Source organism: Caulobacter sp. DWR1-3-2b1 (genome assembly GCF_049895765.1).
In the GTDB taxonomy this organism is placed as follows: Bacteria; Pseudomonadota; Alphaproteobacteria; order Caulobacterales; family Caulobacteraceae; genus Caulobacter.
In genome coordinates, this window is the sequence record NZ_JAFCSZ010000003.1 from 178,087 (window position 1) to 195,643 (window position 17,557).

The following is a 17,557-nucleotide window of genomic DNA, read 5'->3' on the forward strand; positions in this document are numbered from 1 at the left end:
GCCAGAGCTTCTCCGGCGAAGTCACATCCCGTCGTCGGGAATGTTCAGCAGCTTGCCGCAGGCCTTGCAGTGAACGGCGTCCGGATCATGCCGCCGCAGGCCGCAGTCGTGGCACTGATAGGTCACCTTCTGCGGTCGCAGGATCGACTGGATCAGGCCGATGAACAGCGAGACCCCGCCCAGCATGGTGGCGATCGACAACAGCTTGCCCCACACGCCCGGCAGGGTGACGTCGCCATAGCCGGTGGTGGTCAGGCTGGTGACGGTGAAATAAAGGGCGTCCACGTAGCCGGCCACGCCGTCATGCCGCCCGGTAAAGCTGGAATAGACAAAGCCTGTGACCACGAAGATGAAGGTCAGCAGCGAGGCGGCGGCCTTGGCGATCTCCTCGAACCGGGTGTCGTCATAGCGCCGTCCCACCGTGCGCCAGAAGAACTCGCTGTGAACCAGGGTCCATAGGCGCACAACCCGCAGGAAGCCCAGGTTCAGCAGCCAGGTCGGGGCCAGGAGGGTGGCCAGAACGAACAGGTCGACCCAGACGATGGGCTTTTTCAGCCAGGCCTTCAGGTCGCCATGGGCGATGGCGCGGCCGGCCATGTCCAGCGCCAGGAACGCCGCCACGCCATAGTCCAGAACATAGAAGGTCAGGCCGTGATCGCGCGCAGGCGCAGGCCGGCGTGGTCCTTGGTCTTCAAGCTTAGCCCTTTCTGGTCACACCCTGAGGGTCAAATGATCGCGGCGCATGCCAGGCTCTGACTTGGCGGCGGTTTTCCACTATAAAGCCCCCACCATGAGCCGCACCTTCCTCAAGATGAACGGCCTCGGCAACGACTTCGTCGTGATCGAGACCGCTAGCCAGCCCTTCGACCCGTCGGCGGAGGACATTCGCGCCATCGCCAAACGGGGCGAGGGCGGTATCGGCTGCGACCAGGTGATCGCCATTGATCCGCCTCGGGCCGAGGGCGCCAGCGCCTATGTGCGGTTCTGGAACTCTGACGGCGAGGCTGTCGGCGCCTGCGGCAACGGCACGCGCTGCGTGGCGTGGCTGCTGATGCAGTCGGCCGGCAAGGACTTCGTGGCTTTTGACACCGACGGCGGCCGTCTGTCGGGCAAGATGGCCGGCGACAAGCGCGTCACGGTCGATATGGGCCAACCGGGTCTGGACTGGACCCAGATCCCTCTGTCCGAAGAGATCAACACCGAGCGGGTCGAGCTGCAGGTCGGCCCCATCGACGCGCCGCTGGTCCACACGCCGGTCTGCGTCTCGATGGGCAATCCGCATGTGGTGTTCTTCGTCGAGGCCCCGGTGACCGACGCCTTCGCCAAGGGAACCGGGTCGCTGGTCGAGCATCACCCGCTGTTTCCGCAGGGCGTCAATGTCGGCTTCGCCCACATCGCGGCGCGAGACCACATCAATCTGAAGGTCTGGGAACGCGGCGCGGGCCTCACGCTCGCCTGCGGCACGGGCGCCTGCGCCGCCCAGGTGGCCGCCGTGCGCCGGGGCCTGACCGACCGCGTGGCCACCGTCGAATTCGAGAGCGGCGCGCTGGTCATCGAATGGCGCGAGGCCGACGGCCACGTGATCATGACCGGCCCCATCACCCTGGAATATACCGGCAAGCTGCCGGAGAGGGTCGCCGCATGAGCCTGCATCCCGCCCTCTCCCATCCGGCATTGGCGCCCGGCAAGACCGCCGTCATCACCGGCGCCGCCGACGGCATCGGCCTGGCCGCCGCCAAAACCTTCCGTGAGCTTGGTCTCAATGTGGTGATGGCCGACATCACCGGCCGCAAGCTGAAGCAGGAGGCTGAGGCCATCGGCGCGATCGCCGTGCCGACCGATGTCGCCGATCGGAGCGCCGTCGAGGCCCTGAAGGCTGTCGCCATCGAGACCTTCGGTCCGGTCGATGTGCTGATGAACAATGCCGGGGTCGGCGGCGGCGGCGACGCCTTTGCCGGCGACGACGCCTGGAAGCGTATCCTCGACGTCAATCTGTGGGGCGTGATCAACGGCGTGCAGGTGTTCGGCGAGGACATGGCCCTGTCCGGTCGTCCCGGTCTGATCATCAATACCGGCTCCAAGCAGGGTGTCACCCAGCCGCCGGGCGACACGGCCTATAATGTCTCCAAGTCGGCGGTGAAGGCCTTGACCGAGGGCCTGGCCCACACCCTGCGCCAGACCGAGGCCTGCCAGGTCAGCGCCCATCTGCTGATACCCGGCTACACCTTCACCGGCATGACCCGGCGCGGTCCGGGCGGCAAGCCCGACGCGGCCTGGACGCCCGAGCAGGTGGTCAACTTCATGCTGGCCCGCATCATGGCCGGCGACTTCTACATCCTGTGCCCCGACAATGACGTCTCGCGAGCCGTCGACGAGAAGCGCATGGCCTGGGCCATGGGCGACATCATCGACAACCGCCCGGCCCTGTCGCGCTGGCACGACGATTGGAAGGACGCCTTCGCGGCGTTCGTCGAAAAGCCGTGACCACCTACACCGTCATTGCGTCAAGGCCAAAGCCCACCCCGGCGATCGGCGAAGAAGGCGGACCGGCGGTGGTGTCGTCGGGTCCCAACGGCGTCGATGTCGTCACCTTCGGCTGCCGGCTGAATGCCTATGAGTCCGAAGCCATCCGGGCGCGCGCCTCGGCGGACGGCTTGCAGGACGCGGTGGTGTTCAACACCTGCGCCGTCACCAACGAGGCCGTGCGCCAGGCCCGTCAGGCGATCCGCAAGGCGCGTCGCGAGCGGCCCGACGCCCGACTGATCGTCACCGGTTGCGCCGCCCAGATCGACCCCGCCGCCTTTGCCGCCATGCCCGAAGTGGACTTGGTGCTCGGCAACGCCGAAAAGGCCGCGCCGGGGGCGTTGCTCGACACCTCAACCCGCGTGCGGGTCAATGACATCATGTCGATCAAGGAGACCGCCGGTCATCTGATCGCCGGCCTCAAGGACCGAGCCCGGGCCTATGTCGAGGTCCAGAACGGCTGCGACCACCGCTGCACCTTCTGCATCATCCCGTTCGGACGGGGCAATTCGCGTTCGGCTCCGGCCGGCGATGTTGTCGAGCAGGTCCGCCGCCTGTCGGCCGAGGGCTATAATGAGGTGGTGCTGACCGGCGTCGACGTCACCTCGTGGGGAACCGACCTGCCGGGCCAGCCGACACTTGGCCAGCTGGTGGGCCGGATCCTCAAGCTGGTCCCGGACCTGCCGCGTCTGCGGCTGTCGTCGATCGACGCGGCCGAGATCGATCCTGACCTGTTCAAGCTGCTCGAGACTGAGCCGCGCCTGATGCCCTATCTGCATCTGAGCCTGCAGGCCGGCGACGACATGATCCTCAAGCGGATGAAGCGCCGGCACAATCGCTCCGACGCCCTCAATTTGGTGGCCAGCGTCCGCGCCGTGCGCCCCGACACCGCCTTCGGCGCCGACCTGATCGCCGGCTTCCCGACCGAGAGCGACGAGGCGTTTGAAAACACCCTGAAGCTGGTCGAGGAGGCGGGCCTGGCCTTCCTGCACGTCTTCCCCTACAGCGCGCGCCCCGGCACGCCTGCCGCGCGGATGCCGCCGGTGAAGGGTCCCGTGATCAAGGATCGCGCGCGTCGTCTGCGTGAGGCGGGCCAAGCGGGTCTCGAACGCCATCTGCAGCGCCAGGTCGGCCGCGTTCTCTCCGGCCTGGTCGAGCGCGACGGGGTGGCCCGCGCCGAGGACTTCACCGAGATCGCCTTCGCGGGCGAAGCGTCTTCCGGCCAGATCCTTGGCTTCCGCGTTACCGGCCATGACGGCGCGCGGGTGATCGCCGAGTTCGCCGCATGAGCCTGAGCGGCGGCTGCCAGTGCGGCGCCGTCCGCTTCCGCGTCGAAGGAGAACCCGGCCGCGCCTCGATCTGCCATTGCCGCATGTGCCAGAAGGCCTTCGCCGGACCGTTCGGGGCGCTGGTGACGGTGAACCTCGCCGACCTGACCTGGACGTGCGGCGCCCCGACCAATTTCCAAAGCTCGGATCAGGTCAAGCGCGGCTTTTGCGCCGCCTGCGGCACGCCGCTGACCTTCGACTACAGCGATACGGTCATCGACCTGACGGTCTTCGCCTTCGACGATCCGTCGGCGGTGGCGCCTGTGGTTCAGCTAGCGCGGGAAAGCCGCGCGCTTTGGATCGATCATGTGGCCGATCTGCCCGCGCGGACCTCGACCGGACCGCCGAGCGAGATCGCGTCTCGGCAGCATCCGGATCACGATAGTGATCCTTCTCCCCCTTGCGGGAGAAGCTGGCCCGCGACGCGGGTCGGATGAGGGGTCGACGGATGCGGTGGCGTTTCAGCGCGACCCCTCATCCGTCGACCTGCGGTCGCCACCTTCTCCCGCAGGGGGAGAAGGGGCCCGTTCCTCGCCGCCCGCGAACCCCGGCAGGCTCCAGCCTAGCTTGATCGCCGCCGCCCTTAGCCCGAACGCCGCTGCAAACCCCGCTATGCCTGCCGGCCAGAACCCCAGGCCCATCAGTTGCAGCGCCGCGAAGACCGACGCCCCCAGCAGCGCCGCCGTGATGTAGATCTCCCGGCGCAGCAGCAGGTTGGGTTCCTCGGCCAGCACGTCGCGGATCACGCCGCCAAAGGCGGTGGTCAGCACGCCCATGACCACGGCGGTGAACGGATGCACGCCGAGGCTCAAAGCCTTGGCCGTGCCGACCACTGCGTAGGCGGCCATGCCCAGGGCGTCCAGCCACAGGAGAGCCCGGAACCGCCAGCCGCGCTTGCCCAGCAGCCAGACCACCGTGGCCGCAGCCAGGCAGGCCAGGATGTAGCCGGGTCGCTGCACCCAGAACACCGGCGCGCCGATCAACAGGTCGCGCAGGGTGCCGCCGCCCACGCCGGTGATGGCCGCAAAGAAGCCGAAGGTGATGATGTCGTGCTTGCGCCGCGCGGCCGCCAGCGCCCCGGTCGCCCCGAACACGGCGACGGCGGCATAGTCCAGCCAGAACAGGGCGGCGGACAGCGGGTTGATCGTTGGGTCGGGCAGTAGATCCATGGCGTTTCATGCCACGGCCAAGCCGGCGGCGGAAACCGCTGCCGGGTAATATCTGATTTACACTTTCGCCCGTTCCCCTAAAGGAGCGAAGATGAACGACAAGCCCGAGCAGAAAACAGGCTGGTTTCAGCGTCTGGCCACCGGCCTGGCGCGGTCGTCCCAGGCGATGACCGAGCAGGTGACGGGGAGCTTCACCAAGAAGCCCCTCGATCAGGAACAACTGGACGCCCTGGAAGAGATGCTGATCGAGGCCGATCTGGGCCCGCAGATCGCCGCGCGTATCGCCGACGCCTTCGGCAAGGCCCGATTTGGCAAGTCGTCGACCGATATCGAGGTCAAGGAAGCCCTGGCCGAGCTGGTCGCCGCCGAGCTGGCCGACCGCGAGGGCCGGTTTGATCCGCTGTCGGGGCCGCGCCCCTATGTGGTGCTGTTCATTGGCGTCAACGGCTCGGGCAAGACCACCACCCTGGGCAAGATCGCCGCCGACCTGACCGAGAAGGGCGCCCGCGTCCTGATCGCCGCCGGCGACACCTTCCGCGCCGCAGCCGTCGAGCAGCTCAAGGTCTGGGCCGACCGGGCCGGGGCCGACTTCATGTCCAAGCCCACGGGCTCCGACGCCGCCGCCCTGGCCTACGAGGCCGTCGAGCGCGCCAAGGCCGAGCACTATGACGTGGTGCTGATCGACACCGCCGGCCGGCTGCAGAACAAGCAGGGCCTGATGGATGAGCTGCTGAAGGTCATCCGCGTGGTCAAGAAGGTCGATCCCGACTATCCGCACGAGACGCTGCTGGTGTTGGACGCCACCGTGGGCCGTAACGCCCTGGCTCAGGAGAAGATCTTTGGCAACCAGGTCGGCGTGTCGGGGATTGTGATGACCAAGCTGGACGGCACCGCGCGCGGCGGGGTGCTGGTGCCGGTGGCCCGGGCCAGCGACAGTCCGATCAAGCTGATCGGCGTGGGCGAGGGGGTCGAGGACCTGCAACCCTTCGACGCCCGTGCCTTTTCGCGCTCGCTGGTCGGGCTGGAGGACTAGGCCGTGAGCGATCAAGCGCCGCAAAAGAAGAAGAAAGCCGCTGCCTGGGTGCGGACCGCCGTCGACTACGGCGCGCCGATCGCCTTTGCGATCGCCTATTTCACGACCAAGAACTTCCAGACCGCCACCTGGGTGCTGGTCGCCGCCTCGGCTGTCGCCCTGATCGTCGGCTACGCCGTCGAGCGCCGCGTGGCCCTGCTGCCGCTGTTTTCCGGCGTCATGGCCCTGATCTTCGGGGCCCTGGGCCTGGTCTTCCACAGCGATGTGTTCGTGAAGATCAAGGTGACCGTCGTGAACGGAGCGCTCGCCGCCTTCATGATCGGCGGCGCCCTGATGAACCGCGCGCCGCTGAAGGCCCTGATGGGCGAGGCCATGCAGTTGCCCGACACGGCCTGGCGCACCCTGACCCTGCGCTACGGAGCCTATTTCGCCTCCGCCGCCATCCTCAATGAAATCGTTCGCCTGACCCAAGATACGGATAACTGGGTGAAGTTCCGCATCGCTCTGTTGCCCCTGGCGATCATCTTCTCTCTGACCCAGGTGCCCTTCATGATGAAGCACATGGCCAAGGGCGAAGAGCCGTCCGCTCCCGAGCCGCCAGACGCCGGTTTCTAGCGTCAGCCGTCAGAGATTTCTGCGGACTTGACGGCATTCGCCGTCCACGGATCACCTGTCGTCAAATCGACGTGTAACGATGATATTCGTTGTCCGTCGGCTGAAAAGACGAGAGCGAAATCATGTCCAAGACCAAGGGCGATAAAAGCGGCGGCCTGCTGGAGCGGTCACCGAGCCATCTGCTGCACCGGGTGCTGCAGCTGGCCTTGGACATCTATGCTGAGGAGTGCGGCGCGGCCGGGGTCACCCAACGCCAGTTCGCGGTGCTGTCGGCGGTGGCCCAGAATGAGGGCGTCACCCAGACTGCCTTGGTCAAGGCCACCGGCATCGATCGCTCGACCCTGGCCGACATGGTCGCCCGGATGATCGCCAAGGGCCACCTGGAGCGGCAGCGTTCTGACCAGGACGCTCGCGCCAACAGCGTGCGCCTGTCGGTCAGCGGCCGAGCCATGCTGGAAGAGATCGCGCCCATGGTCGCCATGGCCGACGCGCGGATCATGGCCCTGCTGAAGCCCGGCAAGCGCGAAGGCTTCCTGGATCTGCTGGCCGACATGGCCGGCGCGGATCTGCATCCGTCGGCCGAGGCCGAGCCGAAGATCAAGAAGCTCAAGGCCGACAAGCCGAAGAAAGACAAGAAGCCCAAGAAGGACAAGACCACCAAGAGGGCGGCTTGACGGCTCTCTAAACCACGATGTTCAGCAGTGAGCCTGGGCGCAGAACCTTCTGCGGCTGGGTTTCCGGCTGCACGAACGGCCGGGCAGGGGCCTGACGTTGCGGCTGGGCCTGGGCTTGAGCCTGCATCTGCGCGGCTGCGGCAGCTTGAGTCGGTCGCGTCGGCGCGGCGTCGCCAATCGCCGCCTGAAAGAAAGCCGAACGCGTCGCTGCGCCGCCCGACGGTGACGTCGAGGCGGCTTGCGCGGGGGCTGAAGGCCAGCCGGCGGGACGGACGGTGCTCATGACTCGAAGTCTAACATGGTTAACTGAAAGTCTGCGAGCATGGTCAACGTCGGGTTAACGCGAAAGCGCCGCGACGTGTCAGCGCAGGTAGCGGCCTAGCGGGCCTTGGCCAACAGATTCTCGGCCGCGTCGGGCGTCAGCGGACCGGTGTGCTTGGCCAGGATCACGCCGTCCGAGCCGACCAGATAGGTCTCCGGAACGCCCGTGACGCCGAACTCCAGCCCCGCAGCCCCATCGCGATCCACCAGCCGCGCCGCGAAGGGGTCGCCCAGGCGGGTCAGGAAGGCCTGGGTGTTGGGCGGGGCGTCCTTGTAAGCGACGCCGATAACCTTCATGCCCTGGGCGTTCAGCGCCATCAGCTGCGGGTGCTCGATCTCGCAGGGGGCGCACCAGGAGGCGAAGAAATTAACCAGCACGGGGCCGCCGCGCGCAACGCTCGCCAGCGAGGTCGCCGCTCCGGTCGAGAGCTCGGGCAGGGTCAGGGCCGGCATCGGCTTGCCGACCATGGCCTGGGGCTGAACATTGGGGTCGCGCTTCAGGGCGTAGCCGGCGAACAGCACTCCCAGCAGCGCCAGCACAATCAGCGGCGCAAAGGCCAGCCAACGCTTCACCGATTTGCGTCCAGCTCGGCCTGCAGCCGCTCCAGCTCAGCCCTCCAGCGGCGGGCCTGGGCCAGGCTGTCGACGATCATCCAGGCGAAAGCGCTGATGGTGATCCCGAAGGCCGGCCAGATATAGATCGCGTATTTTCCAGCGTCGAAATCCATCTCAACCTTCCGCCATGCGCAAAGCCAGGGCGCGCGCCTTGCGCCGCCAGACCAGGGCGCGGATACGCACCAGCCACAGCGAACCAAACACCGACAGATAGGCCAGGGTCATCAGGGCCCAAGGCCACAGATAGACGGCCGGCAGCCGGTCTTCTGGCTGGGCGAACAGGGTCGAGCTGCCCTGATGCAGGGTGTTCCACCAGTCGACCGAGAACTTGATCACCGGCAGGTTGATCAACCCGACCAAGGCCAGGATGGCGGCGGCGCGGGCGGCCTTCTGCTCGTCTTCCAGCGCGCCGCGCAGGGCCAGATAGCCGAGATAGAACAGGAACAGCACCAGCACGGAGGTCATCCGCGCGTCCCACTGCCACCACGTACCCCACATCGGCTTGCCCCACAGCGAGCCGGTGATCAGGGCCAGGGCGGTGAACACCGCGCCCAGCGGTGCGCAGGCGCGGGCGGCGGCGTCGGCCAGGGCGTGGCGGAAGATCAAAGCCAGCAGACTGGAAACACCAAGGAACAGATAGACGACCATGCTCATGATCGCCGCCGGCACGTGAATGAACATCATCCGTACTGTGTCGCCCTGCTGATAGTCCTCGGGGACCGTGAAGGTCAGGTACAACCCGACCAAGGCCAGCACGGCGGCGATGACGCCGAACATCGGCGCGGCCCACCGCGAGAAGGCCATGAACCGCTCGGGGTTGGTCAGGAAATCAAACGGGTGTCGGGCGTCCATGGATTGCTGATTAGAGCCGTCCACGAACGCCCGCAATGCGTATCAGCCTGTATCAGCCGGCCTTGCGCTTCATGATGATCTTGCGCTCGTCCTTGCCCTCGCCCATCGGCGGACCCTCGTGGCGGGTCTCGATGTGCTTGACGAACATGCGGGGGCCGCCGCCGTGTGGGCCGATGGCGTCGAAGGCCTTCTGCTGGCTGGGCGACAGGGCCGCATAGAAGGCCTTGGTCGCCGAGGCGCGCTTCTGGAAGGTCTCGGCCATTTTCGTCATGTGGGCGGCCTGCTTGTCGAGGCGCTCGGGCGTCGTCAGCGGCTTGTCGTCGCCGTCGTCCTTGCTTTCCCACTTCATGCCCTCGGCCATCTTCTTGTGCGCGGCGGCGTCGAGATAGGCTTTTAGGGCGCCGTCCTGGTCGGGGCGCAGTTGCAGCACGTCGCGCAGATGCCCGGCGTGGGCCTCGGGGTCGCCGTGCTTGCCATGGTGCATCGTCGACATGTCGTGGCCGCCCATCATCATGGCTTCCATCGGCGGCAGGGGTGGCAGCGGCGGAAGAGGGGGAAGCGGCGGCGCGGGTGGCGGCGGCGGAGGCGGCGGCGTCTGGGCCATGGCGGCCCCGCCGCTGGCGATGGCGAGAACGGCGCTGGCAGCCAGGGCCAAGCGACGTGTGGTGCTTTGCATGATGTTTTCTCCCTCAGAACCAGATCTGGCGAGAGCTTGGCCATTAGCTTATGGCGCGAAAATGTCAGGTTGGATGAACAATGTTACATGTTTTTCGTGGAGGGCGGCCCCCAGCTCACACCATGTCATCCCGGCCGCAGCGAAGCGAAGAGCCGGGCCGCCGGAAGCTCAGAGCGTGCCGCGGTCCCGGATAGCCTCTGCGAGGCTTCCGGAATGACAAGTCGATGGGCGGGACCTCAGTCCAGCGCGTTCCGGCACGCCGCCGCCATGGCCAGCGGGCTGAGCGCCACGGCCGCCGCGCAATAGGCCAGCATCAGATAGAGGCCCGGCGTCCAGGGCAGTCCGCTGGCCAGGGCGTCGAGGGCCCCGGCCCCGAAGATCACCGGCGGCACATAGAGCGGCAGCACGATCACCGCCACCAGCAGGCCGCCGCGCCGGCTGCCCAGGGCAAGGCTCGCGCCAAGACCTCCAAGGAAGGCGAAGGCGAGACCTCCGAACAGGCCGCACACCACTAGCAGCGGAATGATCTTCGGATCAGCGCCCAGAGCCAGGGCTGCGACAGGCGCCGCCAAGGCCAGGGGTGCGCCGGAGGCCAGCCACTGGGCCAGGCACTTGGCGACTGCCACGGCCTCCAGCGAGGCGGGGCCGAGAGCCAGCAGGTCTAGGGCTCCATCCTCGAAGTCGCGTTCGAACAGGCGCTCCAACGAGAGCAGGGCCGCCAGGGCCAGGGCCAGCCAGGCGATGCCCGGCGCCACGGCGGCCAGCTTTTCCGGCGCCCGGCCGGTCGCCATCGGCAGCAGGGTGACAACGCCGGCATAGAAGGCCAGGGCCAGCAGCGGCCCGCCGCCTTTGCCCCAAGCCAGGGAGAGTTCGCGGCGCAGCAGGATCAGGAACGCATTCATCCGCCGATCTCCCCACCGATCTGGGCCACGCGCGTAGGGATGGGCAGGGGGTCGTGAACGGCCGCCAGGATCATGCCTCCGCCGACCAGATGCTCGGCCATCAGCTCGCCAAAGCCCTGCCGGTGGATCGCGTCCAGCGGAGCCATCGGCTCGTCCAGCAGCCACAGGGTGCGCGGGCTGGCCACCAGCCGCGCCAGGGCCAGACGCCGACGTTGACCGGCCGAGAGCCGGCGAACCTCAAGATCGAGCAGGCGCACCAGGTCCAGGCGCTCGGCCGCCTGACGCGCCGTGGCCGGAGACCCGCCGCTCCATAGGGTCTGGAAGCGCAGTTCCTCCCAGGCGGTGCGGGTGGATTTCAGGCCGTCATGGTGGCCGACCATGTGCAGATGCTCGGCGCGGGCGGTGTCGGCTTCCATATCCTGGAAGACGATCTGGCCCGCCTCGGGTCGCAGCAGCCCCGCCACGGCGCGCAGAAGGCTGGTCTTGCCGGCCCCGTTTCGCCCGGTCAGGGCCACGGCCTCGCCGGCCCGCAGCGCCATCGAGAGGTCAGAGAACAGCCGACGCTCTCCGCGAGAGATCGCCAAATCCTGAATGAGAACAGTTCTCAACATTCCAAGACCCTGCCCCGCGCATGGACGTTGGCCACGACCAAGGCTAAGAAGCCCTCGGCCGTCCCCCTCCAGCTTGTCAGGGGACGCGGCGCGAGGATGGACGCTGTGGGTCCGCCTCGATCGCGCGATCCCGGGAGTGGTTTTCGGGCGGCCGTGGACAGAGAAGGGATCTCCCGAATGGCGTCTGTGGACAGCCTTAAAGCCCGCCGCGAGCTTGTCGTCGGCGGCAAGACCTACGTCTATTACAGCCTTCGCGCCGCCGAGGAAGCCGGTCTGACCGGTGTTTCGTCGTTGCCGGTGTCGATGAAGGTGCTCCTCGAGAACCTGCTGCGCAACGAAGACGGCGTGTCGGTCGACGAACCGGACCTGAAGGCCGTCGCCGCCTGGCTGCAAAACAAGGGCGCCGTCGAGCACGAAATCAGCTTCCGCCCGGCGCGGGTGCTGATGCAGGACTTCACCGGCGTTCCTGCCGTCGTCGACCTGGCCGCCATGCGCGACGCTATGGTCGCCCTGGGCGCCGATCCGGCCAAGATCAACCCGCTGAACCCCGTCGATCTGGTGATCGATCACTCGGTGATGGTCGACAATTTCGGCAATCCGAAAGCCTATGAGGACAACGTCAAGCGCGAGTACGAGCGCAATATCGAGCGCTATCGCTTCCTGCGCTGGGGCTCGTCGGCCTTCAACAACTTCCGCGTCGTGCCCCCCGGCACCGGCATCTGCCACCAGGTGAACCTGGAATATCTGGCCCAGACTGTCTGGACCAACGAGGTCGACGGCGAGACCACCGCCTATCCCGACACCGTGGTCGGCACCGACAGCCACACCACCATGGTCAACGGCATGGCCGTGCTGGGCTGGGGCGTGGGCGGCATCGAGGCCGAGGCCGCCATGCTGGGCCAGCCGATCCCAATGCTGATCCCCGAGGTCATTGGCTTCAAGCTGAACGGCGTCATGCCGGAAGGCGCGACGGCCACCGACCTGGTGCTCACCGTCACCCAGATGCTGCGCAAGAAGGGCGTGGTCGGCAAGTTCGTCGAGTTCTACGGCGAGGCCCTGGCCACCCTGACCCTGGAAGACCAGGCGACCATCGCCAACATGGCCCCGGAATATGGCGCAACCTGCGGCTTTTTCCCGGTCAGCGCCGCGACCATCGCCTATCTGAAGGGCACCGGCCGCGACGCGGCGCGTGTCGCCCTGGTCGAAGCCTATGCCAAGGAACAGGGCATGTGGTGGGAGCCCGGCGTGCCCGAGCCGACCTTCACGGACGGCCTGGAACTGGACCTGTCGACGGTTCTGCCGTCGCTGGCCGGCCCCAAGCGTCCGCAGGACCGCGTGCTGCTGTCGGAATCGGCAGTCAAGTTCGCCGAGTCGCTGACCGGTGAATTCGGCAAGGCCGAAAACCCCGGCCTGCGCGCTCCGGTCGAAGGCGAAAACTTCGACGTCGGTCACGGCGACGTGGTCATCGCGGCCATCACCTCGTGCACCAATACCTCCAACCCCTCGGTGCTGATCGCCGCTGGCCTGCTGGCCAAGAACGCGGTCGCCAAGGGTCTGAAGGTCAAGCCGTGGGTGAAGACCTCGCTGGCCCCCGGCTCGCAGGTCGTCACCGACTATCTGGCCAAGGCCGGCCTGACCAAGCACCTCGACGCCTTGGGCTTCAACCTGGTGGGTTATGGCTGCACGACCTGCATCGGCAATTCGGGCCCGCTGCCGGAAGCCATCAGCAAGACGATCAACGACAACGACCTGGTCGCCTGCTCGGTGCTGTCGGGCAACCGCAACTTCGAAGGCCGGGTGAATCCCGACGTTCGCGCCAACTACCTAGCCTCGCCGCCGCTGGTGGTCGCCTATGCTTTGGCCGGTTCGATGAAGATCGATCTCGTCACCCAGCCGCTGGGACAGGACAAGAAGGGCAATGACGTCTTCCTGAAGGACATCTGGCCTTCGAACGAAGAAATTGCCGTCCTGCAGCGCAAGTCGGTCACCGAGAAGATGTTCGCCGCCCGCTATGGCGACGTCTTCAAGGGCGACAAGAACTGGCAAGGCATCAAGATCACGGGCGGCCAAACCTACGCGTGGGAAGGCGACTCGACCTACGTCCAGAACCCGCCCTACTTCCCGAACATGTCGATGACCCCCACGCCGGTCACCGACATCATCGAGGCGCGTGTCCTGGCTGTGTTCGGCGACTCGATCACCACCGACCACATCAGCCCGGCCGGTTCGATCAAGACCTCCAGCCCGGCCGGCCAGTACCTGGTCGACCAGGGCGTGCAGCCCATCGACTTCAATGGTTACGGCGCGCGTCGCGGCAACCACCAGGTCATGATGCGCGGCACCTTCGCCAATATCCGCATCCGCAACCGCATCACGCCGGAAATCGAAGGGGGCGTGACCAAGCACTTCCCGTCGGGCCAGGTGATGTCGATCTACGACGCGGCCATGAAGTATCAGCAAGAGGGTCGCCCCTCGGTGGTCTTCGCGGGCAAGGAATACGGCACCGGCTCGTCGCGCGACTGGGCTGCAAAGGGCACCAAGCTCCTGGGCGTCCGCGCGGTGATCACCGAAACCTTCGAGCGCATCCACCGCTCCAACCTAGTCGGCATGGGCGTTCTGCCGCTGCAGTTCATCCAGGACGGCTGGCAGAAGCTTGAACTGACCGGCGAGGAGATCGTCTCGATCCGCGGCCTTCAGGACCTGGCTCCGCGCAAGCAGCTGATCGTCGAGCTCTACCGCCCGTCGGACGGCCGCATCGCCCGCTTCCCGGTCCGCTGCCGCATCGATACGCCCACCGAGCTTGAATATTTCAAGAACGGCGGCGTGCTGAACTACGTGCTGCGCAACCTGGCGCGCGCCGACTAGGCAGCGATCCAGCGTTAAGGAGACGGCCCGCCGGAGCGATCCGGCGGGCCGTTTTCGTTTGCGGCGCGAACTTTCGCAAAAGAACCTTGGCTTCACGGCCTCGTGAACGGCCTAGACCCACGATCTTGGCTTAAGTGACGCGCAATGCGTAAGGCCGCCCTTTCCCTGTTCTGTCTGGCTCTCTCGGGCCTTGCCTCCACCTCCGCCTGGGCCGCCAAGCCCCCGGTGGTCGTGGAGCTGTTCACCGCCCAGGGCTGCTCGTCCTGCGGCAAGGCCAACCAGCTGGCCGCCGATCTGGCCCAGCGCGACGGCGTCCTAGCCCTGACCTATTCGGTCGACTACTGGGACTATCTGGGCTGGAAGGACACCTTCGCCAAGCCCGGCTTCGCCGAGCGCCAGCGGGCCTATGTCAAGAAATTCGCCCTGCGCGACGTGCCCACGCCCCAGATGGTGGTCGCTGGCCGCGTCCAGGCGTCGGGCGCGAAGGCCGAGGCCGTCGAGGATCTGGTCAAGACCGCCGCCAAGGCCCCGTCCAATCCGCCGGACATGGAATTTATCGGCAAGACCCGCGTCGCGGTCGGCTCTGGCCCGGCCCCGCGTGGCGGCGGCGAGGTTTGGCTGGTGCGGTTCGATCCGCGCGAGCAGGAGATCGCCGTCAAACGTGGCGACAACAAGGGCCAGACCCTGGTCCACCGCAATGTGGTCCGCGAACTGGTCCGTCTGGGCCCCTGGTCCGGCCGGCCCAAGCTCTATCGCCTGCCAGCGACCACGGACGCCGAACTCGAGACGGTGATCATCGTCCAGGGCGCCAAGGGCGGCCGGATCATCGGCGTGCTCGAAACCGCCGAGCGCTAGAGCATTTTCCGATGAGTGTGAAACGGTTATCGGATCGAAAAATGCTCTAAACTTTTGATTTAGAGCCCTTTTCGCCCGACCCTGATGAAGCCATCAGGTCGGAAAGGGCTCTGGCGCTGTTTTCAGGTCGTCGCGTGACGGGCGCCGAAACCGGCACCCACTTTCGGCTGCCAGGCCTCCTCCAGAGCCACACGCACAAAAAACCCGCGTGGCCAGAGGGGAGGGGCCACGCGGGGTCTTTTTGGACAGGGCTATTCCTAGTCAGCGGGCCGTTTCGAAACCGGAGAGGGCTAGGGGCTATTCAGGACCCCGATCCCGAGATCGTTCGGCTGACCCCTGGTTTATCGCGGCCTAAACGGGCGCGACCGGGACCAAACTAAGGTCGTTTCGTGGCGATCGGCCAAGCTTCCTGACGCCCAGACAGCAAAAACCCGCGCTGTGGGGGAAGGACCGCGCGGGCTCATTTGGAGAGGGGATATGTATCTGTCGGCTGACCGGCCCGCAATCAGGGGGGCTGGGGGGGCTGTTCAGGGTCCAGGACCGCGAGATGTCCGATCAGCCGACACTGAATTTATTGCGGCCCAAACAGGCGCTCGAACGACCGAAATAAGGTCCTTTCGCGGCGTCATGTGGCGGGTTTGTCGCATTCTTCCGTGGCGTGCCGGCGACGCCACGCTCGCCAAGTCTACCGATTTGGGCTTAGATTCGTCCGATGGCGTTGGATCAACAGTTTCCGTCCGCCCCCTCGTCCGGCGTGACCTTCTTCGAGCGGCGCGAGCTTGACCAGCTCATGCGCCTCTATGGCCGCATGGTCGCGGCCGGCGAATGGCGCGACTACGGCATAGCGGGCCTGGCCGACCATGCGGTGTTCTCGATCTTCCGCCACGCCGCTGAGGCCCCGCTCTATCGCGTCGAGAAGCGACCGGCCCTGGCTCGCAAACAGGGCGCCTGGGCCGTGATCGGCCAGGGTGGGATGATCCTCAAGCGCGGCCACGAGCTGGCCCAGGTGCTGAAGGTGTTCGAGAAGGGCAAGTTCTCGGTCGTCGATTGAGGACAGTCCCTAGAACGTGAAGGCCAGCTTGGCGCCCACGAACCGGCCGTCATTGTCATAGCCTCGCGCCGCGCCCATGCCGCTGTAGTCGGCGCTGGGCTTGAGGCCGCACAACACGCCCGCCGAGGCGACCGGGCCATCGCCCGCCAGCCGGCTCTCCACCGAGGTCCTGGCGATTCCGCGCGGTAATTGCACGGGGGCGTTGGCGTAGCGGACGGGCAGGAACAGGCCCGGCTTGGCGCTCTGGATCGGTGCATCGCGCGTCAGCGACATCGCAGGGGCTTTGGTCATGAGCGCAAAGGGCTTGAGACCGGTGGTCTGGGCGTGCGCGCCTCCCGCGCCGGTCAGCATCAGGCCAATGAGGGAGGCAGGCAGGGCGCGGGTCATGAAGTCCTCGAAACGGTCTGTCTGGTCCCCGCCCGCAGGATGGCCTGTCGCGCCCGGCCCGTCGAGAGCCGCCCAGCAAAAAGCCCCGGCGGTTTCCCGCCGGGGCTTCTGCAGTCTGGATCCGGTCAGGACCTAGAGCATTTTCCGATAAGTGTGAAACGGTTATCGGATCGAAAAATGCTCTAAACATTTGATCTAGAGCCCTTTTCGCCCGACCCTGATGAAGCCATCAGGTCGGAAAGGGCTCTAGCGGCGAGCGCCGAGGAGGCTGAGCAGGAACTGGAACAGGTTGATGAAGTTCAGATAGAGGTTCAACGCGCCGTAGTTGGTGGCCACCGCCATCGACTGTTGGTCGCCGCCCAGTTCGTAATAGGTCATCTTCAGCTTTTGGGTGTCGTAGGCCGTCAGGCCCGCGAAGATGAGCACGCCCAGGATGCTGATGATGAAGCTCAGGCCCGGGAGCCTGAAGAACATCTGGGCCAGCGAGGCCAAGACCAAGCCGATCAGGCCCATGATCAGAAAGCTGCCGAAACCGGTCAGGTCCTTCTTGGTGGTGTAGCCGAACAGGCTGAGGCCGCCAAAAGCGATGGCGGTGATCAGGAAGGTCGAGGCCACCGAGGCGCCGGTATAGACCAGCAGCCAAACGCCCGCGCCCGCGCCGATCGAGGCGACCAACGCCCAGTAGAGAGCGCCAGACGACTTGGCAGTGGGGTTCTTCATCGCGAACATCGCCACCAGCATCATGGCCAGGGGGGCGAAGCGCACGATGGTGCCAGCCATGGTGAAGCCGGCCAGGCGGCCGTCCGGGGTCAGCACATACAGCAGGCTGGCCACCGGCTGGTAGGCGCTGGTCAGGAAGGCAAGGCCGGCGGACAGCAGGAGGCCCAGGGCCACCTTGTTGTAGACGCCGAGCATGAAGCTGCGCAGGCCGGCGTCAACCGACATGTCGGCGCGATCCGCCGGGATCGAGCGCGCGTAGCCGCGGTTGAGGTCGTTCATCGAGGGAAAACCCTTTGATTTGCATCGCGCCCGACATGGACGCCTGACGAATATCGGCATCTGCGAGCCTTCGCGCAAGGC

At 66.4% G+C, this 17,557-nt stretch carries 20 protein-coding genes and 1 pseudogene; 10 read left to right on the forward strand and 11 right to left on the reverse strand.

The window, feature by feature from the left end; genetic code table 11:
• Positions 1-21 precede the first annotated feature (21 nt).
• Positions 22-660 (reverse strand): annotated as a pseudogene (locus ACP69S_RS04645) (potassium channel family protein); the annotation flags it as partial.
• A gap of 130 nt (positions 661-790) precedes the next feature.
• On the opposite strand from ACP69S_RS04645, the gene dapF reads away from it, so the two are divergent.
• From dapF to ACP69S_RS04665, 4 genes are read left to right on the forward strand one after another with little or no spacing between them, the layout of a single operon-like run.
• On the forward strand, positions 791-1,645 hold the full coding sequence (gene dapF, locus ACP69S_RS04650; protein ID WP_425995316.1) for a diaminopimelate epimerase: 855 nt from the start codon (positions 791-793) through the stop codon (positions 1,643-1,645).
• Positions 1,558-2,484 (forward strand): SDR family NAD(P)-dependent oxidoreductase, encoded by a 927-nt coding sequence (locus ACP69S_RS04655; protein WP_425995318.1) that lies wholly within the window; start codon positions 1,558-1,560, stop codon positions 2,482-2,484. Before dapF ends, ACP69S_RS04655 begins: the two co-directional genes overlap by 88 nt.
• Entirely contained in the window at positions 2,481-3,812 is a 1,332-nt protein-coding gene (mtaB, locus tag ACP69S_RS04660; protein WP_425995320.1) for a tRNA (N(6)-L-threonylcarbamoyladenosine(37)-C(2))-methylthiotransferase MtaB, read from the forward strand. The genes ACP69S_RS04655 and mtaB overlap by 4 nt, the downstream gene beginning before the upstream one ends.
• Positions 3,809-4,288: a GFA family protein gene (locus tag ACP69S_RS04665; RefSeq protein WP_425995322.1), complete on the forward strand. Its 480-nt coding sequence runs from the start codon at positions 3,809-3,811 to the stop codon at positions 4,286-4,288. The genes mtaB and ACP69S_RS04665 overlap by 4 nt, the downstream gene beginning before the upstream one ends.
• Positions 4,289-4,312: 24 nt before the next feature.
• Here ACP69S_RS04665 and ACP69S_RS04670 read toward each other — a convergent pair whose 3' ends face one another.
• Positions 4,313-5,020: a trimeric intracellular cation channel family protein gene (locus ACP69S_RS04670; RefSeq protein ID WP_425995324.1), complete on the reverse strand. Its 708-nt coding sequence runs from the start codon at positions 5,018-5,020 to the stop codon at positions 4,313-4,315.
• 91 nt (positions 5,021-5,111) lie between these two features.
• On the opposite strand from ACP69S_RS04670, the gene ftsY reads away from it, so the two are divergent.
• The 3 genes from ftsY to ACP69S_RS04685 all read left to right on the forward strand — a co-directional run bounded on the left by ftsY (position 5,112) and on the right by ACP69S_RS04685 (position 7,342).
• A complete protein-coding gene (gene ftsY / locus ACP69S_RS04675; RefSeq protein WP_425995326.1) occupies positions 5,112-6,053 on the forward strand; it encodes a signal recognition particle-docking protein FtsY in 942 nt (313 codons plus the stop codon).
• Between the two features lie 3 nt (positions 6,054-6,056).
• Positions 6,057-6,668: an inner membrane-spanning protein YciB gene (locus tag ACP69S_RS04680; RefSeq protein WP_425995328.1), complete on the forward strand. Its 612-nt coding sequence runs from the start codon at positions 6,057-6,059 to the stop codon at positions 6,666-6,668.
• Between the two features lie 122 nt (positions 6,669-6,790).
• Complete coding sequence (locus ACP69S_RS04685) at positions 6,791-7,342, forward strand: MarR family winged helix-turn-helix transcriptional regulator (RefSeq protein ID WP_425995330.1); 552 nt, start codon at positions 6,791-6,793, stop codon at positions 7,340-7,342.
• A gap of 7 nt (positions 7,343-7,349) precedes the next feature.
• On the opposite strand, the gene ACP69S_RS04690 is transcribed toward ACP69S_RS04685, so the two are convergent.
• From ACP69S_RS04690 to ccmA, 7 genes are all read right to left on the reverse strand, one after another.
• Complete coding sequence (locus tag ACP69S_RS04690; protein ID WP_425995332.1) at positions 7,350-7,625, reverse strand: hypothetical protein; 276 nt, start codon at positions 7,623-7,625, stop codon at positions 7,350-7,352.
• 95 nt (positions 7,626-7,720) lie between these two features.
• The gene (locus ACP69S_RS04695; protein ID WP_425995334.1) at positions 7,721-8,236 is read right to left on the reverse strand and encodes a DsbE family thiol:disulfide interchange protein; all 516 of its coding nucleotides are present in this window, start codon (positions 8,234-8,236) and stop codon (positions 7,721-7,723) included.
• Positions 8,233-8,391 carry a heme exporter protein CcmD gene (gene ccmD / locus ACP69S_RS04700; RefSeq protein ID WP_425995336.1) on the reverse strand — a complete coding sequence of 53 codons (159 nt, stop codon included), beginning with the start codon at positions 8,389-8,391 and terminating at the stop codon, positions 8,233-8,235. The genes ACP69S_RS04695 and ccmD overlap by 4 nt, the downstream gene beginning before the upstream one ends.
• A gap of 1 nt (position 8,392) precedes the next feature.
• A complete protein-coding gene (gene ccmC, locus ACP69S_RS04705) occupies positions 8,393-9,130 on the reverse strand; it encodes a heme ABC transporter permease CcmC (protein WP_425995338.1) in 738 nt (245 codons plus the stop codon).
• A 52-nt stretch (positions 9,131-9,182) separates the two neighbouring features.
• Positions 9,183-9,806: a Spy/CpxP family protein refolding chaperone gene (locus ACP69S_RS04710; RefSeq protein ID WP_425995340.1), complete on the reverse strand. Its 624-nt coding sequence runs from the start codon at positions 9,804-9,806 to the stop codon at positions 9,183-9,185.
• A gap of 236 nt (positions 9,807-10,042) precedes the next feature.
• The gene (gene ccmB, locus ACP69S_RS04715) at positions 10,043-10,708 is read right to left on the reverse strand and encodes a heme exporter protein CcmB (protein ID WP_425995342.1); all 666 of its coding nucleotides are present in this window, start codon (positions 10,706-10,708) and stop codon (positions 10,043-10,045) included.
• Positions 10,705-11,319 carry a heme ABC exporter ATP-binding protein CcmA gene (gene ccmA / locus ACP69S_RS04720; RefSeq protein ID WP_425995344.1) on the reverse strand — a complete coding sequence of 205 codons (615 nt, stop codon included), beginning with the start codon at positions 11,317-11,319 and terminating at the stop codon, positions 10,705-10,707. Before ccmA ends, ccmB begins: the two co-directional genes overlap by 4 nt.
• A 177-nt stretch (positions 11,320-11,496) precedes the next feature.
• On the opposite strand from ccmA, the gene acnA reads away from it, so the two are divergent.
• The 3 genes from acnA to ACP69S_RS04735 all read left to right on the forward strand — a co-directional run bounded on the left by acnA (position 11,497) and on the right by ACP69S_RS04735 (position 16,090).
• The gene (acnA, locus tag ACP69S_RS04725; RefSeq protein WP_425995346.1) at positions 11,497-14,184 is read left to right on the forward strand and encodes an aconitate hydratase AcnA; all 2,688 of its coding nucleotides are present in this window, start codon (positions 11,497-11,499) and stop codon (positions 14,182-14,184) included.
• Between the two features lie 144 nt (positions 14,185-14,328).
• Entirely contained in the window at positions 14,329-15,039 is a 711-nt protein-coding gene (locus ACP69S_RS04730) for a DUF1223 domain-containing protein (RefSeq protein WP_425995348.1), read from the forward strand.
• Positions 15,040-15,751: 712 nt separating this feature from the next.
• Entirely contained in the window at positions 15,752-16,090 is a 339-nt protein-coding gene (locus ACP69S_RS04735) for a DUF2794 domain-containing protein (RefSeq protein WP_425995350.1), read from the forward strand.
• 9 nt (positions 16,091-16,099) lie between these two features.
• On the opposite strand, the gene ACP69S_RS04740 is transcribed toward ACP69S_RS04735, so the two are convergent.
• Together ACP69S_RS04740 and ACP69S_RS04745 are read right to left on the reverse strand one after the other, a co-directional pair.
• Positions 16,100-16,477 (reverse strand): hypothetical protein, encoded by a 378-nt coding sequence (locus tag ACP69S_RS04740; protein ID WP_425995352.1) that lies wholly within the window; start codon positions 16,475-16,477, stop codon positions 16,100-16,102.
• A 246-nt stretch (positions 16,478-16,723) separates the two neighbouring features.
• Positions 16,724-17,476: a Bax inhibitor-1/YccA family protein gene (locus ACP69S_RS04745; RefSeq protein WP_425995354.1), complete on the reverse strand. Its 753-nt coding sequence runs from the start codon at positions 17,474-17,476 to the stop codon at positions 16,724-16,726.
• Positions 17,477-17,557 lie beyond the last annotated feature (81 nt).